This is a genomic window from Escherichia sp. E10V10, from assembly GCF_004211985.1.
GTDB lineage: Bacteria > Pseudomonadota > Gammaproteobacteria > Enterobacterales > Enterobacteriaceae > Escherichia.
In genome coordinates this window covers 1-23,044 of record NZ_RHJO01000044.1, presented here as the reverse complement: position 1 = coordinate 23,044, position 23,044 = coordinate 1, and the positions used below count along the sequence as shown (strand labels likewise).

Below are 23,044 nucleotides of genomic sequence, written 5' to 3'. Positions count from 1 at the left end.
TTCTGCAGCTTCTGCGTTAATGTGCACCCCCACGGCAGAATGATTCTGCCTCGTGCCCCCCCAACCAGCCCAGTTCTTCCTCCTGGGCTGGTTTTTTTATAATTAAACACCCACAATTTTCTTCGTCAGCGCGTAGTCGATTAATAACCAGGATTGTGATTTTTCTGATAAGAACACTGACTGCAAATAAATCAGGGGAAAATAATTATGCATGAACGCGTTGGGTGAAATATAAATCATAGTATAAACGAACGCTCAAACATTGCCGCACTCCTTTGACTCCTGACTAATAATCACCAGACCTTAGTATTAAACTATAATTATATTCCGCATCGAATTATCCTAATCAGGATTTACTTAATGTGGTGTATTATACTTACCACTAAGGATGTTAAATTTGTCAGATACCCCAAAAAGTAACCTTTTATTTTAAATGCTGACGAACAACGTCAACTAAGTAATCAGGAAAATACGCGAGGACCGCGCACTAATGGAAAGCTGTACTAATTCTACACCACCTGTATTTGTCATGGCCCTGTGTGAGTATTTCACATTTGGGATGAAGAATCTTTTCTCCAACAACCACATTAACCTGTCATTTATCCATCGAATTGAGCAGGTCACTATCGGCCTGGATGATACGCTGACCATTATGTTAGTGCTTGATATGTCAGGGACGGAATCGCTACGAATATTCAAAGAAGCCGTTGATTTTCTTATCCAGATTAACAGTCGTAAACGCGTTGGCGTGCTGGTCAGTCGTTATAACTCCTATCTGACACATTACATCTCGCGCAAGTTTGCAGGTAAGGTCACTTTTTTTAACTCCCATAACCTGCACTCCGGTCTTTTTCAGCGCAACTTCCAGACCTGGTTACGGGGTAAAACATTTCGCCCCATGCATACGATTAATCGCTACCGGGACGAACGTTATGGTTTTTCCCTGAAAGAATGGATTTGTCTGGTGCTTCCCCTTGCCGGAGAGTCAATAGCGGAAATGTCCCGATGCATGAAAATACCGGAACCGACGCTGTATCAGATCAGACGCGGCGCGCTAAAAAAATTAGGGCTGAGTTCCTACCGGCAATTCTGTGAACTGTATATCAGAGGGGAAATCCGCACGGAAAACGACAAAATTTTAAGGCAGAAATACTGACGCGTTTTTTGGGTTCACAACGGCTGCGAGGCAGGGCTATCTCATCGCGGCCATAATTTGCAGAAGATTGTCAAAAATGGTGGCCATCAGGTTTTCAAAAAGTGGGCCAAAGGAGTACATCATCAGCGATAGCGCCAGCAATCCAACGCTAAGTGAAATAGGGAAACCGATCACAAAAACAGAAAGTTGCGGCGTCAGACGGTTAATAATACCAAGTGTCAGGTTAATACAGAGCAGTAACGCCACAATAGGTAACGCCAGTATCAAACCGCTACTGAAAATAAGCCCCGCCAGTTTTACAAAAGCCAGATAAGCAGACGCATTGGGTAACGTAGCCACAACGGGCAAAATATCAAAGCTGCGGGCGATAATCTCCAGAAGGTAAAGATGTCCGTTGGCGATTAAAAAGATCAGCGTAGCCAGTAAATTCAGAAAGCGGGCGACCACAGGCATATTCTGTCCACCGGCCCGGTCATAGAAGGTGGCAAATGAAAGTCCCATCTGCAGGCCGATAAGTTCGCCAGCGTGGCGGACAGCCACAAAAATCAACTGAATGATCAACCCGGTGATAAGGCCAATAATGAGCTGCCCCGCTCCCGTCAGAAATCCCTCATACGAAACAATACGAATATTGCTGTCAGGCAATATGGGGGCTATCTGAAAGGCTATCAGTGCCGACAGTGCAATTTTGACCTTTTTGTTGATCGATTTGTCATTAAAGATCGGCGCTGACGTAAAAAGAGCCAGAATACGCAAAAACGGGAAGAAATACTGACCGATATGCAGGTAGAGATCAGCCAGAGACAGAGTGAGCATAACTAGCGAATCAGATAAGGCAGGCTGTTAAACAACCCGTGCATATAATCAAGCATAACGCTTAACATCCAGGGACCAAGAGCAATAATGACCACCACAATCAGAAGGATCTTGGGAATAAAAGACAATGTCATCTCGTTTATTTGCGTGGACGCCTGAAGAATGCTGATAACCAACCCGGCAACCAGAGACGCCAGCAATAACGGCGCGGCAATCATCAGACCGACTTTAATGGCCTGGAATCCCATCGCCATGACTTGTTCTTCTGTCATCTCTTTTCCTCGTCAGCTAAAAAAACTTTGAGCCAGTGAACCAATCAACAACTGCCAGCCGTCGACCAGAACAAACAGCATCAATTTAAAAGGTAATGAGATTGTCGCTGGCGGCACCATCATCATCCCCAGCGCCATCAAAACACTGGCGACCACAAGGTCGATAATCAAAAACGGTATAAAGATGGTAAAGCCAATCTGGAAACCTGTTTTCAGTTCACTGGTGACAAACGCCGGAACCAGCAGACTTAACGGTACATCTTCCGGTCCGGCGAAGTTTTGCTGATGAGCGATGCGGGTATACAACGCCAGATCATCCTGACGCGTTTGTTGCAACATAAATTCCCGCAGCGGCTGAATACCTTTATCGATGGCGACCTGAGCGGTGATTTTATCCTGACTTAAAGGCATCCATGCGTCGTCATAGATTTTATTAAACACGGGCGACATGACATAAAAAGTGAGGAACAGCGCCAGACCTAACAGCACCTGGTTTGGTGGTGTTGATGACGTTCCCAACGCGTTACGCAGCAATCCCAACACAATGATGATGCGTGTAAAACCGGTCATCATCAGCAAAATAGCGGGTAGAAAGGTCAGCGATGTCAGCAGGACCAGCGTCTGTACCGGTAAAGACCAGCCTTCCCCACCCGCCGGGCGAGTTAACAGAATGTCGCTATTGGCAGCGAATGCGCTATGTACAGGCAATCCGATGCCAAACACCATGACCAACAGGCCACAGATAATCGACATTACCCGCCATGATGGTTTTATTTTATTGTGACTTGCCATAACGCCCCCGCAGACTGTTTGCCAGCACTGTCTGAAAACAGTCAACCAGCGAGCTACGGGACTGCGGTTGATCAACAGCCGCAAAATTTTCTTCGACCGTTTTTTTGTCGATGGCGCTCAGACAGGAGATCTTTTCTGCCGTCACGCCAAGCAGTAACCATTGATTTCCCACTTCCACAAGAACCAGGCGTTCACGCGGCCCCAGAGACTGGCTGAATTTAATATTTAACAGCGCATTGCGGCCATTTTTTTTCCCTGAAATACCGCCAGAACGACGTAAATACCAGAGTAAAAGAAGTAACCCGAATATTATCAGGCAGAGGATACCGCCGGTATGCATCCATACCGACGACATGCTGGTTGTTGAAGCGGTGGGTAAAACTGTATGGGTACTATTGATCATTATCTGCTCAGGCGATAAATACGTTCAGATGGCGTAATAATATCGGTAATACGAATACCGAATTTATCCGACACCACAACCACTTCTCCCTGTGCAATAAGATAACCATTAATCAAAATATCCAGAGGTTCACCTGCCAGACCTTCCAGCGCAACCACAGACCCCTGGCTCAGTGCCAGAAGTTCCTTGATGGTCATACGGGTTCTGCCAAGTTCTACCGTCATTCTGACCGGAATATCCATAACCAGATTCAGGTCAGAGGCAATAGCTTTCGCCCCGTCCATCACGCCCGTCGTTCCTGCGGATTCGCGCTGTTCTTCCAGTGCGTCTGCCCAGGCCGTATCTGCGGGAGTAGAGGTAGTGCCCGCCTGTTCATTCTTGCTCATGCGAGCTCTCCTTAGAAAAAGGTGCTAATGCTGTATTAAAAAGTTCTTCTACCTGCAAGGCGTACTGATTGCTTGCACTGCCATATTTCCCGGACAGTACCCGTACGCCATCAACATAAGCTTCAGCGATTTCAGGTTTATCTAACGGCAAAACATCGTGTTGCTTCAGGCTCATAATTTGTGACAGTCGCATCTGGACGTCGGATAAATTCACCACCAGTTCCAGTTCCGTATTTCTGACCTGTGAAGCCAGCGTATTACGCCAGTTTTGATCTTCCTGCCAGGCGTTTTCCTGTGGTGGACTGGTAAGCAAAGAACGTATTGGCTCAATAACGTTGAAAGGGATGCAGATATCCATCTGGACGCACTCTGAACCCAGTTCGATATAAAACGGTGTAGTAATCACAATATCATTCGGTGACGACGTAATATTGGTGAATTTCACCTGCATTTCTGAGCGAATATATTCTGTTTTAAGACCATAAACCGTACTCCAGGCAAAGTCATAAGACTCCAGAGCAATTGACAATATACGCTGAATAATACGTTGTTCAGTGGGGGTAAACTCCCGCCCATCCGCTTTTGTTTTAAAACGTCCGTCACCGCCAAATAAATTTTCCACCAACATAAACACCATATTGGGAGAAAAGACGAACAGTGCCGTCCCGCGCAAAGGTGACAGATGAATCAAATTAAGATTGGTCATCACAGGCAAGTTACGCGCAAATTCATGATAAGGCTGTACCCGAATATTACCGATAGTGACGTCCAGACTGCGGTGCAACACGTTGAACGCTCCGACACGAAACTGGCGGGCAAAACGTTCATTAATGAATTCCAGCGTGCTGAGTCGTTCATGAACAACGCGTCGTTGCGTCACCGGATCGTAAGGACGGATACCATCCTCAGGAGCCATGGCAGATAGAGTGTTTTCAGATGCGCCGTTACCATCGCCATTCAGAAGACTATCCACCTCATCCTGTGACATAATATTGTCAGACATAGCGATTACCGTAAAATAAAGATGTTAAATAAAACATCGGTAACTTTAACCGTCTGTTTCCCGGATAGTGGAATTGCCAGTTCTTTTTCAACTTGATGAACCAGTTGCTGTTTACCTTCGCGTGTGCTCAACTCCTCCATCGTCTGCTGTGAAAATAGCATAACAAGGCGGCTACGAATTTCTGGCAGGAAACGTTTTAACAATTCCTGGGAGCGAGGATCTTTCAGACGCAGCGTCAATCCAACATACAGAACATGTTCTGTTCCATCGACACCAGGCTTCAGACTGACAGTAAACGTATCCAAAGGTGTATAAATAGGTATTTCAAACGTTTCCTCTATTTCTTCAATTTTCTGCTCTATTGTGCCTTTTTTAACATTGTTCTTTAAACTCTCCAGTTCTGTCCAGGTATAACCAAAACATGCGCTGGCAAAAACAAATGCCAGGACGGTCAGCGCTATGCGACCTTTGCTTTTTTTGCCACTCTGAGTGGTATCCAGATTCTTTTTTGACATCACAAAAATATACTCAGTAATTTGCACCCCGTTACACCCGGGACAGGTGCTGTATTCTATTACATAACCTGGTATTAATAATCCGGCAAAAAAATGTCGCTGCTGGCATTAAATTGATAGATAGATTTGACTTCAGACAACATTGTAAACGTTTGCCTGCATCCTTAATGAAAATGAATGTTGCAGAAATGATAAAAAAACACCACCTACGTGAGATTTATAACCAGTTGAATTTTAATATAATTAAAGATCAGGATCGATATCAACAGCCCGCAAAGAAGCAAGTTTAAACCCGGAAAAAATACCACCATAATAAAACAACAAAGCCCGGGAACCGGGCTTTCAGATAAATAACAAAATAAATTTATCAGACAAAAGTATTTATTCCGCCGGAACGACTGATCGTATGCAGAATTACGCCTGGTTCATCCGGTACGCTTTCCACACCATCATCGGATTGCATATCCTGTTCTGCTGTCTGATTTTGCGAACCGTTCTCCCACGAAGGTCTGGAGTCCGCAGCAACATTGGTTTGCCCAAGAGAGATCCCTGATTCTGCAAGGGAGTTTCGTAAATGAGGCATCGCCGTTTCAAGCGCAGCGCGAACCTGATGGTCGGCTGCGGCAAAATGAAGCTGCACCTGATCATTATTTATCCGCAGACTAATATGCAGACTACCAAGATCTTCCGGGTGCAATCTCAGCTCCGCATGATGAATCCCTTCACGAGTAAAGCAAGCCAACTGCTGACTCAAATTCTGCTGCCATTCCGTAGTCCCCACAGACGCTGTCAATACAGAGGGCTGCGCAGATGGGGATACCCCCACAGGCTCACGGATTTGAATGCTCATATCCCCAATGGTTGGGATATGAAAAGCATCCGCTGTATGACTTTCCTGATGTTGTACAGGCATCTGTTCCGTCGGTTGATTCGCCACCGCCGAATCCAGAGACGTTGCCAATTGTTCCGATGACTGAGGCAGTGTATGACCGGTATTGGTGGCCGACTCAAGATGCAAGGAATCGGGTTTTAATGGCAGCGATGAAGATGGATGAGCAACCGGTTTACCGACTTTCCCCGCAAACTCTGAATAGGCAACGGCTTTATTCAACGTTTGCGAATGGCTGGTATCGAAAGCATTATTTTGTACTTCATCCCCATTCTGTTCCGCTAAAAGTTCAGTTTCAGGCAAACTAACATCGGAACTCCCCTTTTCCGTTTGGGACGCCACATTTTCAGGCGACACCGACGTATTTTTCAGGGCGGTAACCAGTCCATTGCCTTCAAACATCGGTGACGCTGTCATTTCCTGGTTTATACCTGTTTCTGGTAATGGTGTACTTTGCGCCGGAAGCAGGTAAAACAGATTATCCATGACACCAGAGTGCTCCCCTTCAGGCGATCCTTTCCCTTTTTCTTCCTCGTTCGGTAACAGATTTACTGTCCCTTCCGACGGAAGATGAGGCTTCGGGATGGCGCCAGGAAGCAGTTTGCTGTCGAGTTCTGCGGCAAATGATGACGTGTCTGTGTCATTCTGCGTTACAGCGTGTCCATGCCCCAGATTGCCAATATTCATAGGTAAAGAAATTACCTGCATTTTATTTTCCCCTCTGGCTGGCGCGGCGGGCAAATTCATCCATCATTTTTTGTTCCTGTCGGTTTTCTTTCAATATACGCTGGGCTTCGGCCCGGCTTTTTAATGTTTCAAATGCGTTTAACCGCTGACGATCTTTTTGCCAGTCACTGAGCGAGGCATCGACAATCTGTTGGCTGTTGTTCACCTGGTTTACCTGCTGCAAAACGACCTTTTCCAGCGCACCAATAAAACTTTGCCATGACTGGAGCGTAGACACTGACATCCCCTTATCGGCAATGGTGTTTTGCAGTTGGCGACGATATTCAGATTCGTATGTCTGTAATTGTTGTAAACGTGAGACTTCATTCTCATGCGACTGGCGCGCACGCCCCAGTCGCACCGTGGTGTCATTGAGTTTCTTTTCGGCCAGATCCCGCAAAACATCCATTGGTGCTGACGTTGCCATGATTATTCACCTGCTTCAGGGCCTCTGTTATCCGGGAATAACGCATCGAGCTGGCGACATGAAACATCATATTCCTGGCGTTCATGGATGCCCTGTTGCAGATAGCGTTCCATTTCTGGATATAAGGTGATCGCCTGATCCAGTAAAGGATCGCTGCCTCTGGCATACGCCCCTACGCTGACCAAATCCCGGTTCCGCTGCCACGAGGACAGAAGTTGTTTAAAACGCTGTACCTTTTTAAATTGCGCTGGTTGCGTAATTTCCGTCATCACACGGCTGATAGAAGCTTCAATATCAATGGCCGGATAGTGGCCTGATTCCGCCAGTCGGCGTGACAGAACAATATGTCCGTCGAGAATGGCGCGAGCGGAGTCCGCAATCGGGTCCTGCTGATCGTCGCCTTCCGTCAATACGGTATAGAATGCAGTGATTGATCCACCGCCACGGATACCATTTCCGGCTCTCTCCACCAGGGCCGGTAAACGGGCGAAAACAGAAGGCGGATAGCCTTTGGTTGCTGGCGGTTCGCCAATGGCTAATGCTATCTCACGTTGCGCCATCGCATAACGCGTCAGCGAATCCATGATCAGCAACACATTTAATCCACGGTCACGGAAATCTTCCGCAATACGGGTTGCATATACCGCCCCCTGCATACGCAGTACCGGCGATACATCGGCAGGCGCAGCAATAACCACCGAACGCTGTAAGCCATCCTTTCCGAGGATATTTTCAATAAAATCTTTGACTTCACGGCCTCGTTCGCCGATGAGTCCCACAACCACCACATCAGCGGTGGTATAGCGCGCCATCATGCCTAACAGGACACTTTTCCCGACACCGGACCCCGCGAACAGCCCCATACGCTGGCCTCGTCCCACGGTCAGTAACCCATTGATCGCCCGAACGCCGACATCAAGCACATTGCGAATAGGATCGCGTTGTAACGGGTTAAACGGAGCGGTAAATAATGTTGCCCGATCACTATTACTGGGAGGAGGAAGGCCATCCAGTGGTCGCGCACTGGCATCCAGCACACGCCCCAATAATCCAGGCCCAACAGGAAGCTGCTTGCCTTGTGTTAACTTATCACCGCTATCCGGCGCCCAGACTCTGGCGCCAGGCAAGATGCCGTCCACATGTTCCAGCGGCATCAGATACAGCGTTTGTCCACTGAAACCAACAACCTCACTTTCTACACAACGAATACCATCCGGGCCGTCACGTTCAACAATGCACAGCGTTCCGATGGGTAATTTTAGTCCGGTGGCTTCCATCACCAGTCCAGTCGCGCGGATCAGCCTGCCGTACTGACGAAAAGCGGGTAACGTCGTCATCCGCGTTTCTTGCTGTTCCAGAGCACCCAGCCAGTTTTTGAGATGCGAAGTCATACACCGCCCCTGTTACGAGCCAATTGACACAACGACTGCCAGCGGGTTTCCAGCGAGGCATCCAGTTCCCCTTCTTCCGTACTGATCCGACAACCGCCGGGTAGAAGATGAGGATCGGCACACAATTCCCAGTCATAGGCTGAGAGTAACGTCTCAAGCTGCTGGCGTACCTCTTCTGGTTCTTCCGCACTGATGGTCAGGCGAAATTTACCTTTCAGTAAACTATCTTCGTTGAGTAGGGTACGGATGTGATTCATCAGACTGGTATGCATTTTATCCGTAACGCCCTGCCCGCCCAACAGAGTACGCACCGCCATCAGCGCCAGTTGCACCAGGCGGGCAGGAATGACGCTGTCCATGTTTTCAACCGAGATCTGGAAACTTTCCATCACGCGGGAAAACTGTGAATTTAACAGCGATTGTTGAGCATGTATTTCCGCTAATCCTTGCTTAATGCCTTCGGCTTTTCCCTGTTGCAATCCTTCTTCGTAGCCGCGGCGGCGGCCCTCTTCTTCGCCCTTTACCAGTCCCTGCGTAAACCCTTTTTGCCCTTCCTGTTGGCGAACACGAGCAAGCTCTGCCTGCCGGTCCGGGTCAGACATTGGGTCTGCATCTACATGATTTTCAGACTCCAGGTTTGGCCATGAGGAACTGCCCTGCCCGAGCAGATCATCAGGCCGCCAGGGTTTCCAGGTTGTCTCAGACGTAGACATCCTCACCTCCGCCAATCACCATCTCTCCGACTTCCACCAGACGACGTACCACCAACAGAATGGATTTCTGTTCTGCTTCAACCTGGGTCATACGTACCGGACCACGGGAATTGAGATCATCACGCATAATTTCAGCCTGACGTTTGGACATGTTGCTGAAGAACTTCTCACGCAGCGCCTGATCAGCGCCTTTCAACGCAACCAGCAGAGACTCGCCATCGACTTCCTGCAGCAGGCGCTGGATGCTGCGGTCGTCCATATCCACCAGATTTTCGAACAGGAACATCTCGTCAATAATTTTTTGCGCCAGTTCAGGATCAAATTCACGGAATGCAGTAAGCGCCGCTTCTTCCTGCTGAGTTTTCATCAGGTTGAGAATTTCAGCCGCCGGACGAACACCACCCATATTGTTGCGCTTCAGTGACTGACCGTGGAGCAGATTGTTCAGTACATCCGTCAGTTCTTGCAGTGCCACCGGCTGGACGCCGTTAAAGGTGGCAATACGCAACATAATGTCGTTACGTTCGCGTTCTTCGAATTTCGCCAGTACGCTTGCTGCCTGAGCGCGTTTCAGATGCACCAGAATGGTCGCAATAATCTGCGGATGCTCTTCCCGAATCAGGTCATACACCATATACGGTTCCATCAGACCCAACGTATCGATACCGTTGTTTTCACTATGGGCATCCAGCAGATTATCCAACAAGGCTTCGGCCTGGGATTCACCCAGCGCTTTCACCAGAACATTGCGTAAATACTCATCCGCATTGATGCTGATGGACGCATACTCTTCTGAATCGCGTTTGAATTCACTCAGCACCTGAGCAATCTGCTCATGGGTATAAGAGTGAATACTGACAATAGCAGTGCTTATCTGTGCCACCTCCTGAGGACTGAGATGGCGGAAGACGTCGGCGGCGCGGTCATCGCCGAGCGTTAGCATAATAATGGCGCTTCGCATGGCAGCATTCATGATGGTTTCTGCTCCTTATTCATCCACTGGCGAATAACCAGTGCAATAATCTGCGGTGCCTCATCGGCCATTTCACGCAGTTGCTGAGTAGTAAGCTCGGTATCCATGCGCTGTTGAGCCTTGGCAAGTTCGCTGTGTTCTTTTTTCTGCCGCTGCGCCGTTGCTTCGGCCTGACGTGCTTCTTTTTCCATTTCGAGCCGCTGGAGCAGCATTTCCTGATGTTTCACCCAGAATGGCCATACGGCTTTACGCCACAGCATCCAGGCAACCAGAGCGACTAAAAGATAACGCAGTACGCTAAGAACTAACTGAATGACATCCTGCTGTTGCCACAGTGGAAGAGCGACATCTTTGTCTGACTGGCTAAATGGTGTGTTAACCACATTTACCGAATCCCCACGGGAAGCGGTATAGCCCATTGCCTCTTTAACCAGATCGTTGATTTGCTTCATCTGCGCTGGCGTCAGAGCCGCCGGTTCTCCGGCTTTTCCTGGCAGATAATTGATAACAACCGCGACCGACAAACGTTCCACATTACCCGTGTTGCGGGTGATATGTTTTAGCGTTCTGTCCAGCTCGTAATTGGTAATGTCGTCATGGTTCTGACTGTAAGGTTGTAGGTTTTGGCTTACCGTCTGAGGCGCCGGGCGTGTCGCGCTATCTTTGGCGCCGCGTGCTGGCGTTGAGGTGGTAATCGGTGCGGTGGCGGCCGTAGGCGGTAGATTACTTAACGCGCCAGGTACTCCTCCAACGCTGCTTTTCCCGCCCTGCTCATCATGAACAACGTGGCGGCTGCGGATAGACATCTTGTCTGGCGACGTGTTGGGGGCATATTCCTCAACAGTTTGCTCATTCTGGGTGAAATCCACTTGCGCCGTAACTTGCGTACGAACGTTGGCGCTGCCTACAACGGGTGTCAGAATTGCCTGAATACGGTTTTGATAGTCATCTTCAACTTCGCGGATATATTTAAGCTGTGTTGTCTGGGTATTGTGAGTGTCACTGCCGGAAAGCAAATGGCCAGACTGATCCACAATGGTGACATGAGCGGCATCAAGGCCAGAAACCGCGCTGGCTATCATGTAACTGATGGCGTTGACCTGGCCTTCATCCAGTGTTCTGCCATTTTGTAAAGTAAGAGTCACTGAAGCAGTAGGCGCTTTTTGTTCGCGGACAAACAGTGACGGTTTCGGTATTGCCAGATGAATACGGGCGCTCTGTACTGGACCTAACGTCTCAATAGTACGAGCCAGTTCACCTTCAAGCGCACGCTGGAAGTTAACCTGCTCGTTAAACTGGCTAATACCAAATTTTTCCTGGTCGAGCAGTTCAAACCCTACAGAGCCACCTTTCGGCAATCCCTGCTGTGCGAGTTTAAGACGGACCTCATAAACCTGGTCTTCCGGGATCATGATGGCGCCGTTATGGTCAGCAAAGCGATAAGGAACCTGCATCTGGCTAAGCTGAGTGACAATCGCTCCACCGTCCTGTTCGCTAATATTACTGTAGAGAACTCGATAAACTGGCCCTTGCATCCAGAATAGCAAGGCGACAACAATTGAAATTGCTGCCGCCGCTGTGATCATAAAAATAATTCTGGGATTTGCCCGAATTCGTTCCAGTAGTGCCTTAAAATCAAAGGGACTATTTTTTTTATTACCCTGGGTTGTGGCATTCATGCCATATTCCTGTAAAGTTAAATGGTACGACTTCAACGCAGGTGTCATATTGCAGATGCAGATGAACAAACTGGTGATGAGTATTATTCGCGACAATTTTTCATTTCAGAAAATTTGCCAGATAAGAATTATCGCCTGAAACAGCCCTAAACCTAATCTGCAATAAGAACAGGTTTATGCTGACTTTTCCCACAATGCTGCTGAACTTCCGCCATGATAAAGTACGCCTAAATTAAACAGAGCTGATAAGACATCAGTATCAACTATCTGTTGTTAAGTGTCAGTAAGGTGAAATAACAATATGTCCCTAAATACAATCAATGGGGTAGTAAATCAGATCCAGCGTCAGGCAGGCCAGGTTTCTGCAATGCAGAATCAGCTTGCTCTGACAGAATCAAATGACACAGAAAATAAAACGCAATTTTCTGATGTGTTATTTAACAGCCTCAATAATATCAGCCAGCTCCAGAATCAGGCCAAACAAGGCTCTGAAGACTATCTGGCAGGCGTGCCGGGAGTTGGCTTAAATGATGTTATGGTTTCGATGCAGAAGTCATCTGTAGCACTTAACCTTGGTGTTCAGGTACGCAATAAAATGGTTAGCGCGTATCAGGACATCATGAATATGGGTGTCTGATTGTCGATTTTTCGTTTTAGTCACTCCGTTAATCCTGATTGTTATTTTCTGTTTTCCCGTATCACCTGATCACCGCCTGGCTGTGTTTATGATCGGGTGATACGTATTGAAACCCCAATCATGTGTTGAAAATAACTCTCTATCCCCCGCTAAATGCGGAAACACTGAGAAATAAAATTCCGCAATATGGCTAATCACTCTGAATTCCCTGCGCAAACTCTGAACACTCTCACGGATAAAGATTTAGCACGTGTCAGCGAGCTAATTTACCGCCGTGCAGGTATTGTCCTGAATGGTCAAAAAAAAGATATGGTCTATAATCGTTTATCCCGCCGAATCACTCAGCTAGGGATAAACAGCTTCAGTGAGTATATGGCACTGCTTGAAAGCAGCTCTGATGCGCCGGAATGGCAGACATTTGTCAACTCGCTGACCACTAACCTGACCTCTTTTTTTCGTGAAGCGTACCATTTCCCTATTCTTGCAGAACATGCGCGGAGTCGGCGCGGTATGTATAACGTATGGTGCGCTGCCGCATCCACAGGCGAAGAACCACTGTCAATTGCGATGACGCTGGAAGAAACGCTGGGTCGTAGTATTACGGGGCCTCGCATACTGGCAACGGATATTGATACCGATGTTCTGCGTCATGCCAAAAAAGGAATTTATCAATTATCCGATTTGGCTAGTCTGAATGAAAAACAGAAAAAAGACTGGTTTCTGCGTGGAACAGGAAATCACGGTGATAAAGTAAAGGTAAAAAGGGAACTGTTGGCATCGATTCATTACCAACAGCTGAATCTCGTGGCCCCGCAGTGGGATATTCCTGCACCGTTTGATGCTATTTTCTGTCGCAATGTGATGATTTATTTTGACAGAAATACGCAGGATATTCTTATGCGCCGTTTTGCAGAAATACTGAAACCAGGTGGAATACTTTTTGCGGGTCATTCAGAACATTTTAATACTGCAAATAGTCATTTTCGCCTGCGCGGCCAATCTGTTTACTGCCTGGCAAAGGGGTAACAAATGAAAAAGATAAAAGTGTTGTGCGTGGACGATTCGGCGTTAATTCGCAATATCATGACGCGAATTGTTAATCAACAACCGGATATGGAAATGGTCGCCACGGCGCATGATCCCATCATGGCCCGTGATTTGATTAAACAACATAACCCGGATGTACTGACGCTGGACGTTGAAATGCCGCGCATGGATGGTCTGGATTTTCTTGAACGTTTAATGCGTCTGCGTCCAATGCCGGTATTAATGCTTTCTTCACTGACCAGCAAAGGCTCTGATATCACTATTGCAGCACTGGAACTGGGCGCCGTAGATTTTATTACTAAACCTCAGCAAGGACTTCAGGAAGGGATGGAAAAATACAGCGATATGATCGCTGACAAAATTCGTATCGCGGCAAGCGTGCGGAGTTTCCAGAAAAGAACAGTTCCTCCCGTTATTCGCGCCCCGCTTATTGGCAGTGAAAAAATTATTGCCATTGGCGCCTCTACCGGTGGTACGGAAGCATTAAGCCATGTCCTCTTGCCAATGCCGCCGACATGTCCGGGAATCGTCATCGCACAACATATGCCACCAGGGTTTACCCGTTCTTTTGCCCAGCGTCTGGATAAATCCTGCCTGCTGTCCGTAAAGGAAGCAGAGCATGATGACCGCGTACTACCCGGTCATGCTTATATCGCGCCAGGCGGCAGACATATGGAGTTAATACGTAGCGGGGCTAACTACCATATCAAACTTAGCGATACGCCGCCTGTTAACCGCCATCGTCCGTCGGTAGATACGCTGTTTGAATCCGTTGCCCGAGTCGCAGGACGAAATGCCGTCGGTGTGATCCTGACGGGTATGGGTAACGATGGTGCGAAAGGTCTGCTGGCGATGCGTAACGCAGGCGCCCGAACCCTCGCCCAGAGCGAACGTTCATGTGTGGTATTCGGTATGCCCCGTGAAGCAGTGGCTTTAGAGGCGGTAACAGAAGTCGCCGACCTCGATGATATGAGCCAACAAATTCTCAATAACATAACCGGGCAGTCTCGCCGTATTTAACAGCCTATTTCGTACTTAGAAATTTTTCAGGATATACCATGACAGATAAGAATTTACGTTTCCTCGTTGTTGATGACTTTGCCACCATGCGTCGCATTGTCCGCAATCTCCTTAAAGATCTCGGCTTCAACAATGTTGACGAAGCGGAGGATGGTCATGACGCGCTGACGCGTCTGAAAAAAGAACCATTCGATTTTGTCATTAGTGACTGGAACATGCCGAACATGGACGGTTTGCAGCTGTTGAATGAAATTCGCCAGGATAGTGCGCTTAAAGCGCTGCCTGTGCTGATGGTTACCGCAGAAGCGAAGAAGGAAAACATTATTGCCGCAGCGCAGGCCGGTGCCAGCGGTTATGTGGTTAAGCCTTTTACCGCAGCCACTCTTGAAGAAAAGCTGAACAAAATCTTTGAGAAGCTCGGGGGATAATCATGACCGCGTCTGCGCAACTGCCACCAAAGAATCACGATCCAGACGTCTTTACCCGTATTGGTAATATCACACGGATGCTAAGGGATAGTCTGGTCAGTCTTGGCCTTGAGCGAACCATCATGGATGCGGCTGAAGCGATCCCTGATGCCCGCGAACGTCTGAATTATGTGGCAAAGAAAACATCGCAGGCTGCGGAGCGTGTGCTGAACAGTGTGGAAGAAACAAGACCGATGCAGGACGCTATCTCCAGCGGAGCTGAACAGTTAACACAACGCTGGGATGCCTGGTTTGATGCGCCTGTTGAACTGCCGGAAGCCCGTGAACTGGTAAAAGATACCCGGCATTATCTGAAACAGGCGACCAGTCTGGCCGGTAAAACCAATAATCAACTCATGGAAATCATGATGGCGCAGGACTTTCAGGATCTGACCGGTCAGGTTATCCAGCGCATGATGACCATTATTGAAGTTGTCGAAAAAGAGTTGATTCGGGTACTCGTAGATAACATTCCTGAAGAGACTGTACCGACGAAAGAAGTCGCTAATTCATTAATTAATGGTCCACAAATCGATCAGACCCAGGCAGGTGTAATGACATCCCAGGGCCAGGTTGATGACCTTCTCCAGAGTCTCGGCTTTTAATCTATGTAATGTCATTTTCCTCTGATAACCAGAACTAACGCGGTTAGCAGAGGAACCAGACCCAGGCAGGTGTATGTCAGAAGAAAGCGATCAGGAAAAAACAGAAGAGCCCACAGCTCACCGAAAAGAAGAAGCGCGGAAAAAAGGGCAGATTCCTCGTTCCAGAGAACTCACCTCCCTGCTGATTCTGTTAGCAGGCTGGTCGCTGATGACGGGTAGCGGAGAAAACCTTGCCCGCACGTTATTACAGTTATTGCATTCCGGGTTAACCCTCAACAGACATCAAATTGAGGACCCGTTAAGCATGATTCACCAGCTTTACGACATGCTGGTAATGATGATTCAGGCATTGATGCCCTTTCTGCTTGGGCTGTTTGTAGTGGGGATTGCCTCGCCATTACTGATTGGTGGGCTTCACCTGGGCGGTGGCCTGAAAGTAGATTTAAAACGCTTAAATCCACTTTCAGGAATGAAACGGATGGTTTCAGGGCAAATGGTCGCTGAATTATTAAAAGGATGTCTGAAAGTTACTTTAGTAGGAACAGGCTGTACTTTGTATCTTACTAATAATAAAGAGCATTTCATCCAGTTAGTGAGTGCTCCACTGCCTGAAGCGATTGGCCGCGCGATGGACCTGATTCTGCACTGCCTGATGATGGTACTGCTGTGCATTATCCCGATGGTTGGCTATGACATTTTTAACCAGATCTTCAGCAACCTGAAAAAGCTGCGTATGACCCGCCAGGAAATACGCGATGAATTTAAGCAGCAGGAAGGCGATCCGCACATCAAGAACAGAATCAAGCAGATGCAGCGCGCTATCGCCAGAAGCCGCATGATGTCCGATGTGCCTGAGGCGGATGTGATTGTCAACAACCCAACGCACTACTCCGTCGCCCTGTCCTACAAAGAAAACAGTATGAGCGCACCAATCGTGCTGGCCAAAGGCGCAGGGGAAGTCGCGCTGCGCATCAGAGAGCTGGGGAAAGAACATAAGATCCCGATGCTGGAAGCGCCACCGCTGGCGCGTGCGCTTTACCGACACAGCGAGATTGGCAGACCGATCCCAACAGAACTTTATAGCGCGGTGGCAGAAGTGCTCGCGTGGGTCTACAGCCTGCGTCGCTGGCGCCACACCGGCGAAACCAAACCCGTACCACCCCGGAACCTTCCTGTACCGGAAAAACTGGATTTTAACCACGAGATGAATACCGATGTCTGATATCGCCACTAAATTACGTTTACCACAGTTGAAAGATACCCAGTGGCGAATACTGGCCGGCCCGGTGCTGATCATGATGATCCTCGCCATGATGGTCCTGCCGCTCCCGGCGTTTCTTCTGGACACCCTGTTTACGTTCAATATCGTCCTTTCATTGATGATCCTGCTCGTATCCATGTTCACCAAAAACACGCTGGAGTTCTCGGCATTCCCGACGGTCCTCCTGTTTGCCACCCTGCTTCGACTGGCGCTGAACATTGCTTCGACGCGTATCATCCTGATGGAAGGCCACACCGGCGCTGCAGCGGCGGGTCGCGTCGTGGAGGCGTTTGGTCATTTTCTGGTAGGCGGTAACTTTGCTATCGGCATCGTGGTGTTCGCGATTCTGATCATCATTAACTTTATGGTTATCACCAAAGGTGCCGGACGTATTGCCGAAGTGGGCGCTCGCTTCGTTCTCGACGGGATGCCAGGTAAGCAGATGGCCATTGACGCCGACCTTAACGCCGGTCTGATCGGTGAAGCCGAAGCCAAGCGCCGTCGTAACGAAGTGACCCAGGAATCCGACTTTTACGGCTCAATGGATGGTGCCAGTAAATTCGTGCGCGGCGATGCCATCGCGGGCCTGATGATTATGGCCATTAACATCATCGGCGGCCTCGCTATCGGTGTTCTGCAACACGGCATGGCGATCGGACAAGCCGGTGAAACGTATACCCTGTTAACCATTGGCGACGGTCTGGTTTCCCAGATCCCTGCCCTGATAATCTCCACCGCTGCCGGTGTTATTGTGACGCGCGTAGCGACCGAACAGGATGTCGGGGAGCAAATGGTGGGTCAGTTGTTCCACAATCCTCAGGTAATGCTGCTGGCGGCTGGCGTAATCGGTCTGCTTGGGTTGATCCCTGGTATGCCTAATCTGGTATTTCTGCTCTTTACCGCTGCACTGCTGGGGTTAGCCTGGTGGTTACGCGGTCGCCAGGAGAATAATCAGTCGGCCAGCAAAGAAGATAAAACGCGTGACGAAATCCACGCTGAAGCCGCTCACGCTACAGCCGAAGCCTCCTGGGCAGACGTACAGATTGAAGACGTACTGGGGCTGGAAGTGGGCTACCGTTTAATTCCGCTGGTTGATAGCGATCAAAACGGTCAGCTACTGACGCGTATCCGTGGCCTGCGTAAAAACTTTGCGCATGAAATGGGTTTTCTCCCGCCGTCTGTACACATCTGTGACAATCTGAGCCTTGAACCAGGCAGTTATCGTATCCTGCTGAAAGGCGTGGAAATTGGTCATGGCACGATTCACCCTGAACGCTGGATGGCAATTAACCCAGGCTGCGCCGAAGGTGATCTGGACGGAACACCGTGTAAAGACCCGGCATTTGGTTTCCCGGCATGGTGGATTGATGAAGTACAGCGTGAGCAGGCCCAGGTACAGGGCTATACCGTAGTAGACCCGGCCTCCGTCGTAGCAACGCACCTGAATCATCTGATTACCCAGCACACTGGCGAACTGTTTGGCCGCAATGAAGCCCAACTGCTGCTCGATCGCCTTGAAAAAGATATGCCGCGCCTGGTAGATGGTTTAATTCCTGGCGTGATCTCTTTAACGCTGTTCCATAAAGTGCTGCAAAATCTCCTGGTGGAACAAGTTTCTATCCGTGATATGCGCACAATTATCGATACGATGGCTGAATTTGCGCCAACAATCACCGACCCTGATGATTTAACCGCTCAAATCCGTAGCCGCCTCGGTCGGGCAATTACCCAACATTGGTTCCGTAATAATAAAGATATCGACGTGATTGGCCTCGACAGCAACCTTGAGAAGATTCTCCTGCAGGCAATCCAGAACAACAGCATCATTGAACCGGGTATTGCAGACAGCCTGATCCGCCAGACAGAACAGGCTATCCTTGAGCAAAACTCGCGTAATATTCCGCCGGTACTGCTTGTCGCGCCACCGCTCAGAACCATGCTTTCCCGTTTTCTGCGCCGGATTTACCCACAGCTGGTAGTGTTGTCTACGCAGGAGATTGCACATGACCGAATGTTACATATGTCGACCTGCATCGGCGGACAAAAATAATGAAAGCCATTAATACAGCATTTCTGCTGCTGGCGCTCCATTCGTCATTATGCCTGGCTTCCGCAGGAAGCTGGAGCCAGCAGAGCAGCGGTGGCACGCTGACTACAGGCGAAGAATTACTGGTTGGGCGTGTTCTTCACGCCCCCACCGTCGTACCACGTAACGCGCCCGTGAAATATATTACGTGGAAAATAAATCTTCTTACTCCACCGCCACAGGGACTGGAAATCAATTTATGCAGTACGACCTGGTGTCAGCCCCTGCCCGCTCTCGCCGGCCATTTAACACCAGTTCGTCATTTATCGGCAGGCGGCGTTTTTCACTTTATTTATAACGTGCGCTATAAAGGGCAGTTAATACCCTCCATGACGGTGGTGAGAAATCAATTAACAATAGGCTACGGCTCACAATCGTGAGGACTGGCTTTAACATGGCAAGTACCCACCGTCCAGTGCGTCGATGGGTATGAGAAGTCGAATTATTCTCTTAGCGGAAAATCACTATTAAGCGCAGAGATTAACTCTTTCAGAAAATCACATTGGCTACAGTTGCGGTTTGTTTTCGATGCTGCGTAATAGACCGCATCTGACGCCGCAAATTCATAACCGGCTAACGTGCGTTTTTCTGCCATTAACTGTACAGCGTGACAGGGTGTCTGATATCCACTGTTTTTTGTATGGGCATCTGATACTGTGGCGTTAACGTCTATGACGAATCTGTATCCTTTGCCGTAAACAGTTTCAATAAAGATATTTTCTTTATTCTGCCCAAGTGCATTACGAATACGGTAAATGCTTCGCGTCAGCGACTCGTCGCTAACCGCAGAAGACCAGACATCATTAATAATTTTATGTTTACTGACCACGCGTTTTGCATTCGCTAATAAAACCTTAAGCACGCCAGCTTCTTTAGGCGGCAGATAAACTTCTTCCGCTCCGCAACATAAAAAACCGTCGTTTGTAAAAGAGAAATCACCAAACTGGAAAGTAGTATAACGTTCCTGTGTATTAATCATATTCACCATAGCTCCCTTATGTGAATCACTGTGGCGAGAGATATCCCCACCGTTAGCTCTGTTCTGCGCTTTCACAACCGGGCTAAAATAGTGAACAGTAGTTCTTCGTGTGCCGGTTAGTGAATGCTGTTACACCTCACTTGCATCACTGAACTTTATGACAGGATTATCCAATTTTGATGTGATATTATTTTAAATCGCGAATTTAATATGCAACTTGTTGTTTTAAAATGATTATTTATTTTTCGCGTAGCAACATATTACAGTTTAAGAAGTGAATTATGGATTCAAGAGATACGGTAGACGGCATTCTGCTTTCGCTACAGCATATGACATTAATGATAACGACTGAAATACGTGAGAGGGAAAAGAAGGGTCTGCAACACGATTCGGTTTAGTATTAACCGGAATGTTGATTTCATACTGACAGATTTTATTGAAAGAAGTGACCGCATGTGCGGTCACTAAAAAATAGAATAATAAATATTAACGGCATAAAACATCAGTTGGCGAAGGCACACTACTTGTTTGTTTCAATGGGGAGTCTGCGTATACCCCTTGTATTATATGAACCCAGCTATAACGCCCAGTACCACCATATCGATAAGCACCGTCGAGCGTATTTGGCAAATAGGAAATCCCTGCCCAAAGCGCCCCTTCATGCAGTCCATCATAATCCCAATTAAACAGATCATTTCTTGCCAGCCCGTCGTTAGAACCTAACGCTTTTGCTTCCGCCGAATTTATACAAACATTTTCAATACCAGCATATGGTGATACGATTACATTAGAAAATTTAACATAGCTCATAAAACGAAATGATTGAGACATTTGTACAATGCCCGTCATAGTATCAGTAAATTTCATTGAGCCTTCCATACCGACACCTGGTTTATCAGTAATCTGAATTTCCGTATTTGTTGCATCTAATACGATTTTTTGTTCGCCGGCAGGGGTCACACCTTCAACTTTCCAACGATGACTATCCAGTTTTTTCCCATTTGCGCTTGCGAAACCCACGGTACTGTTAATCGGTAAATAAGCACCATGTGCAATAAGCCCAGACCAGTCTCTGGCTTTATTGCTTATTTTATCGTACAGCTCGACTATCGGTGTAACCTTGACTTTTATCCTGGGTAAGACCTCAACATTATTAACGGTTATCACAGATTCAGCCTCTTTATCCTCCGCAGCATCAACGACTTTATCCGGGTGCACAATAACGGTCGTTTGACCGCTACTATCCGTGGTCCCTGAGGTTGTTTTTGCAGAATATCCCGGCTTAATATCAACAATCGCATTACTGACAGGTTCGCCGAGGCTATTGATCAACGTCACGCTGCATTTAATATCGGTATCGGCCAGCCCAACACAATCTGGCAATGATGACTTTGTACTGCTGATTACGCTGTAGGTATCAACAGAACCTGAGGCAATCGCATCCCCCTCAAAGGGAATGGTATTATTACTGTCTGTTCGCGCTGTGACTTGCGCGCGTAGTACATGACCTTTATTTGTTGAAGAGGGTGTGTATTGGGTCGTGGTCTGTCCTGGAATATCCTCCCACTGCCCTGGGGACGTTTCCACCTGCCACTGATACGTCGTCCCTGATGGGGAAGTATCTTCAGTATCACCATCAGGATCGCTGAATTTAGGTTCCAGCGTTAATGTATCCCCTAGGGTAAGTTCAGGGGCAGCCACGGGTTTATGCCCAGTTATCACCAGTGTTTGATCTTTTGCCGTTGTCGCATAAACGGGTATTGAGGTCGTCAGAACTGTCCCGGCAAGCGTCGACAACACAAATAATTGCCGTGTATTAATATTCATTCGATACTCTTTTCATTGCACTACAGAAGAAGCTAGTGGCTCTGTTATTGCCCGGGATTCAGACTGAGAGAAAGATTGAACCAAGCTACAATAGAACTTTAGATAGCGCTGCTGCAACGTAGAAAAGGTATATGACATCTTTTGTAGCATAACAGTTTCAGATTATCCCGCGGGGCTCTTGATACTTTACCAGGCCTGATCAGGCACAAAATAAGTTACTACATTGTACAACAAGTGAGAATAAAGTTAATGCTGTGATATGAGTACATAAAGAAAGGCTAATCACGGTTTAGAGATTATCAGCAACAGTTCATGTATTCACATTACCAGGCATAAGAACAGCTCTTCAGTAATGACAGGAGTAATAGAATCCGGAGAGTGCAGAAAGTGAAAAGAAAATAATTTTAACAACCAGGACATTTATTAACGCAATAAAATTTCTACTGATAAAACAAGTTTTTATAAAATGGATATATCAGCTTTCTTGGTTTAAATACCAGAAATAACCATTGAATACAATACTATGCAGATATCAATTTCAGACATAAAAGCTAAAAATGTACCACATGAAGCATTATCGCAATTATGTCTGTTCCATCGCCAGAAAGCGTATGATATGACAAATTCAGACATTTTGACTAACAAAAGGTGGAGTAACTCTATTTCATAACAGGATTTTTAAAATGAATATCTATGTCTGAAATTTCACCTATGTTTATTAAAATGTGCTTATCATCGTTACTCCTGATAGTCACTCTGGTCTGGACTCTCGTTTCGGCTCCGGCATGAAACGAGACGATTTGCTGAATCTCTTTCATCATATTCTCTAGTGCTTCATAATCGTTCATAGCATCACCTCACAGATTACTTATATTGTTTAATAAATTATCGGCAAAAAGAAGATTTGGATAAGTCGGAAGGTCGAGGCATACCTAACCGTGTAGACGTGTATCTGTAAGTATCCCGCATAATCG

General features: G+C 47.6%; 25 protein-coding genes. 9 read left to right on the top strand and 16 right to left on the bottom strand.

The annotated features are described in order from the left end of the window. The first annotated feature begins 490 nt into the window (after positions 1-490). Positions 491-1,156 carry a hypothetical protein gene (locus tag D9736_RS23025; RefSeq protein WP_130209639.1) on the top strand — a complete coding sequence of 222 codons (666 nt, stop codon included), beginning with the start codon at positions 491-493 and terminating at the stop codon, positions 1,154-1,156. 36 nt (positions 1,157-1,192) lie between these two features. Here D9736_RS23025 and fliR read toward each other — a convergent pair whose 3' ends face one another. The 13 genes from fliR to fliF form a co-directional block, all read right to left on the bottom strand. Next, on the bottom strand, positions 1,193-1,972 hold the full coding sequence (gene fliR, locus D9736_RS23020) for a flagellar biosynthetic protein FliR (protein WP_130209637.1): 780 nt from the start codon (positions 1,970-1,972) through the stop codon (positions 1,193-1,195). Between the two features lie 2 nt (positions 1,973-1,974). Then, entirely contained in the window at positions 1,975-2,244 is a 270-nt protein-coding gene (fliQ, locus tag D9736_RS23015) for a flagellar biosynthesis protein FliQ (RefSeq protein WP_130209635.1), read from the bottom strand. Between the two features lie 12 nt (positions 2,245-2,256). Beyond that, entirely contained in the window at positions 2,257-2,970 is a 714-nt protein-coding gene (gene fliP / locus D9736_RS23010; protein ID WP_130209659.1) for a flagellar type III secretion system pore protein FliP, read from the bottom strand. 49 nt (positions 2,971-3,019) lie between these two features. Beyond that, positions 3,020-3,439 (bottom strand): flagellar biosynthetic protein FliO, encoded by a 420-nt coding sequence (gene fliO / locus D9736_RS23005; RefSeq protein WP_130209633.1) that lies wholly within the window; start codon positions 3,437-3,439, stop codon positions 3,020-3,022. Beyond that, on the bottom strand, positions 3,439-3,825 hold the full coding sequence (fliN, locus tag D9736_RS23000; RefSeq protein ID WP_130209631.1) for a flagellar motor switch protein FliN: 387 nt from the start codon (positions 3,823-3,825) through the stop codon (positions 3,439-3,441). Before fliN ends, fliO begins: the two co-directional genes overlap by 1 nt. Then, positions 3,812-4,828, bottom strand: coding sequence for a flagellar motor switch protein FliM (gene fliM, locus D9736_RS22995; protein WP_130238200.1), 1,017 nt, complete (start codon positions 4,826-4,828; stop codon positions 3,812-3,814). Before fliM ends, fliN begins: the two co-directional genes overlap by 14 nt. A 5-nt stretch (positions 4,829-4,833) precedes the next feature. Further along, positions 4,834-5,370 carry a flagellar basal body-associated FliL family protein gene (locus tag D9736_RS22990; RefSeq protein WP_240779378.1) on the bottom strand — a complete coding sequence of 179 codons (537 nt, stop codon included), beginning with the start codon at positions 5,368-5,370 and terminating at the stop codon, positions 4,834-4,836. A gap of 340 nt (positions 5,371-5,710) precedes the next feature. Next, positions 5,711-6,940: a flagellar hook-length control protein FliK gene (locus tag D9736_RS22985; RefSeq protein ID WP_165382797.1), complete on the bottom strand. Its 1,230-nt coding sequence runs from the start codon at positions 6,938-6,940 to the stop codon at positions 5,711-5,713. Position 6,941: 1 nt separating this feature from the next. Further along, positions 6,942-7,385, bottom strand: coding sequence for a flagellar export protein FliJ (gene fliJ, locus D9736_RS22980; protein ID WP_130209625.1), 444 nt, complete (start codon positions 7,383-7,385; stop codon positions 6,942-6,944). A gap of 2 nt (positions 7,386-7,387) precedes the next feature. Further along, on the bottom strand, positions 7,388-8,776 hold the full coding sequence (fliI, locus tag D9736_RS22975; RefSeq protein ID WP_130209623.1) for a flagellar protein export ATPase FliI: 1,389 nt from the start codon (positions 8,774-8,776) through the stop codon (positions 7,388-7,390). Beyond that, on the bottom strand, positions 8,773-9,489 hold the full coding sequence (locus tag D9736_RS22970; protein WP_130259246.1) for a flagellar assembly protein FliH: 717 nt from the start codon (positions 9,487-9,489) through the stop codon (positions 8,773-8,775). Before D9736_RS22970 ends, fliI begins: the two co-directional genes overlap by 4 nt. Beyond that, positions 9,476-10,462 (bottom strand): flagellar motor switch protein FliG, encoded by a 987-nt coding sequence (gene fliG / locus D9736_RS22965; RefSeq protein WP_130209619.1) that lies wholly within the window; start codon positions 10,460-10,462, stop codon positions 9,476-9,478. Before fliG ends, D9736_RS22970 begins: the two co-directional genes overlap by 14 nt. Next, on the bottom strand, positions 10,459-12,141 hold the full coding sequence (fliF, locus tag D9736_RS22960) for a flagellar basal-body MS-ring/collar protein FliF (RefSeq protein ID WP_130209617.1): 1,683 nt from the start codon (positions 12,139-12,141) through the stop codon (positions 10,459-10,461). The genes fliG and fliF overlap by 4 nt, the downstream gene beginning before the upstream one ends. Positions 12,142-12,442: 301 nt before the next feature. Here fliF and fliE point away from each other — a divergent pair, with 301 nt between their 5' ends. The 8 genes from fliE (at position 12,443) to D9736_RS22920 (ending at position 19,644) form a co-directional block, all read left to right on the top strand. Next, a complete protein-coding gene (fliE, locus tag D9736_RS22955) occupies positions 12,443-12,778 on the top strand; it encodes a flagellar hook-basal body complex protein FliE (protein ID WP_130209615.1) in 336 nt (111 codons plus the stop codon). 186 nt (positions 12,779-12,964) lie between these two features. After that, positions 12,965-13,804 (top strand): CheR family methyltransferase, encoded by an 840-nt coding sequence (locus D9736_RS22950; protein ID WP_130209613.1) that lies wholly within the window; start codon positions 12,965-12,967, stop codon positions 13,802-13,804. A gap of 3 nt (positions 13,805-13,807) precedes the next feature. Next, a complete protein-coding gene (locus D9736_RS22945) occupies positions 13,808-14,845 on the top strand; it encodes a chemotaxis response regulator protein-glutamate methylesterase (RefSeq protein ID WP_130209611.1) in 1,038 nt (345 codons plus the stop codon). A 38-nt stretch (positions 14,846-14,883) separates the two neighbouring features. Continuing rightward, positions 14,884-15,273, top strand: a complete 390-nt coding sequence (gene cheY, locus D9736_RS22940) for a chemotaxis response regulator CheY (protein WP_130209609.1) — start codon at positions 14,884-14,886, stop codon at positions 15,271-15,273. Between the two features lie 2 nt (positions 15,274-15,275). Then, the gene (cheZ, locus tag D9736_RS22935) at positions 15,276-15,917 is read left to right on the top strand and encodes a protein phosphatase CheZ (protein ID WP_130209607.1); all 642 of its coding nucleotides are present in this window, start codon (positions 15,276-15,278) and stop codon (positions 15,915-15,917) included. 73 nt (positions 15,918-15,990) lie between these two features. Then, a complete protein-coding gene (flhB, locus tag D9736_RS22930) occupies positions 15,991-17,139 on the top strand; it encodes a flagellar biosynthesis protein FlhB (protein WP_130209605.1) in 1,149 nt (382 codons plus the stop codon). Beyond that, positions 17,132-19,228 (top strand): flagellar biosynthesis protein FlhA, encoded by a 2,097-nt coding sequence (gene flhA / locus D9736_RS22925; protein ID WP_130209603.1) that lies wholly within the window; start codon positions 17,132-17,134, stop codon positions 19,226-19,228. The genes flhB and flhA overlap by 8 nt, the downstream gene beginning before the upstream one ends. Further along, complete coding sequence (locus D9736_RS22920) at positions 19,228-19,644, top strand: flagellar protein FlhE (protein WP_130209601.1); 417 nt, start codon at positions 19,228-19,230, stop codon at positions 19,642-19,644. Before flhA ends, D9736_RS22920 begins: the two co-directional genes overlap by 1 nt. Before the next feature lie 62 nt (positions 19,645-19,706). Here D9736_RS22920 and D9736_RS22915 read toward each other — a convergent pair whose 3' ends face one another. The 3 genes from D9736_RS22915 to D9736_RS22905 all read right to left on the bottom strand — a co-directional run bounded on the left by D9736_RS22915 (position 19,707) and on the right by D9736_RS22905 (position 22,918). Continuing rightward, positions 19,707-20,243: a winged helix-turn-helix domain-containing protein gene (locus D9736_RS22915; RefSeq protein WP_165382798.1), complete on the bottom strand. Its 537-nt coding sequence runs from the start codon at positions 20,241-20,243 to the stop codon at positions 19,707-19,709. A 486-nt stretch (positions 20,244-20,729) separates the two neighbouring features. Then, complete coding sequence (locus D9736_RS22910; RefSeq protein ID WP_130238204.1) at positions 20,730-22,070, bottom strand: hypothetical protein; 1,341 nt, start codon at positions 22,068-22,070, stop codon at positions 20,730-20,732. Between the two features lie 659 nt (positions 22,071-22,729). Beyond that, positions 22,730-22,918: a hypothetical protein gene (locus tag D9736_RS22905; RefSeq protein ID WP_130209595.1), complete on the bottom strand. Its 189-nt coding sequence runs from the start codon at positions 22,916-22,918 to the stop codon at positions 22,730-22,732. Positions 22,919-23,044 lie beyond the last annotated feature (126 nt).

Coding starts and splice junctions, on each gene's coding strand:
- D9736_RS23025 (WP_130209639.1), top strand. CDS start 491: ATGGAAAGCTGTACTAATTCTACACCACCTGTATTTGTCATGGCCCTG.
- fliR (WP_130209637.1), bottom strand. CDS start 1,972: ATGCTCACTCTGTCTCTGGCTGATCTCTACCTGCATATCGGTCAGTAT.
- fliQ (WP_130209635.1), bottom strand. CDS start 2,244: ATGACAGAAGAACAAGTCATGGCGATGGGATTCCAGGCCATTAAAGTC.
- fliP (WP_130209659.1), bottom strand. CDS start 2,970: ATGGTGTTTGGCATCGGATTGCCTGTACATAGCGCATTCGCTGCCAAT.
- fliO (WP_130209633.1), bottom strand. CDS start 3,439: ATGATCAATAGTACCCATACAGTTTTACCCACCGCTTCAACAACCAGC.
- fliN (WP_130209631.1), bottom strand. CDS start 3,825: ATGAGCAAGAATGAACAGGCGGGCACTACCTCTACTCCCGCAGATACG.
- fliM (WP_130238200.1), bottom strand. CDS start 4,828: ATGTCTGACAATATTATGTCACAGGATGAGGTGGATAGTCTTCTGAAT.
- D9736_RS22985 (WP_165382797.1), bottom strand. CDS start 6,940: ATGCAGGTAATTTCTTTACCTATGAATATTGGCAATCTGGGGCATGGA.
- fliJ (WP_130209625.1), bottom strand. CDS start 7,385: ATGGCAACGTCAGCACCAATGGATGTTTTGCGGGATCTGGCCGAAAAG.
- fliI (WP_130209623.1), bottom strand. CDS start 8,776: ATGACTTCGCATCTCAAAAACTGGCTGGGTGCTCTGGAACAGCAAGAA.
- D9736_RS22970 (WP_130259246.1), bottom strand. CDS start 9,489: ATGTCTACGTCTGAGACAACCTGGAAACCCTGGCGGCCTGATGATCTG.
- fliG (WP_130209619.1), bottom strand. CDS start 10,462: ATGAATGCTGCCATGCGAAGCGCCATTATTATGCTAACGCTCGGCGAT.
- fliF (WP_130209617.1), bottom strand. CDS start 12,141: ATGAATGCCACAACCCAGGGTAATAAAAAAAATAGTCCCTTTGATTTT.
- fliE (WP_130209615.1), top strand. CDS start 12,443: ATGTCCCTAAATACAATCAATGGGGTAGTAAATCAGATCCAGCGTCAG.
- D9736_RS22950 (WP_130209613.1), top strand. CDS start 12,965: ATGGCTAATCACTCTGAATTCCCTGCGCAAACTCTGAACACTCTCACG.
- D9736_RS22945 (WP_130209611.1), top strand. CDS start 13,808: ATGAAAAAGATAAAAGTGTTGTGCGTGGACGATTCGGCGTTAATTCGC.
- cheY (WP_130209609.1), top strand. CDS start 14,884: ATGACAGATAAGAATTTACGTTTCCTCGTTGTTGATGACTTTGCCACC.
- cheZ (WP_130209607.1), top strand. CDS start 15,276: ATGACCGCGTCTGCGCAACTGCCACCAAAGAATCACGATCCAGACGTC.
- flhB (WP_130209605.1), top strand. CDS start 15,991: ATGTCAGAAGAAAGCGATCAGGAAAAAACAGAAGAGCCCACAGCTCAC.
- flhA (WP_130209603.1), top strand. CDS start 17,132: ATGTCTGATATCGCCACTAAATTACGTTTACCACAGTTGAAAGATACC.
- D9736_RS22920 (WP_130209601.1), top strand. CDS start 19,228: ATGAAAGCCATTAATACAGCATTTCTGCTGCTGGCGCTCCATTCGTCA.
- D9736_RS22915 (WP_165382798.1), bottom strand. CDS start 20,243: ATGATTAATACACAGGAACGTTATACTACTTTCCAGTTTGGTGATTTC.
- D9736_RS22910 (WP_130238204.1), bottom strand. CDS start 22,070: ATGAATATTAATACACGGCAATTATTTGTGTTGTCGACGCTTGCCGGG.
- D9736_RS22905 (WP_130209595.1), bottom strand. CDS start 22,918: ATGAACGATTATGAAGCACTAGAGAATATGATGAAAGAGATTCAGCAA.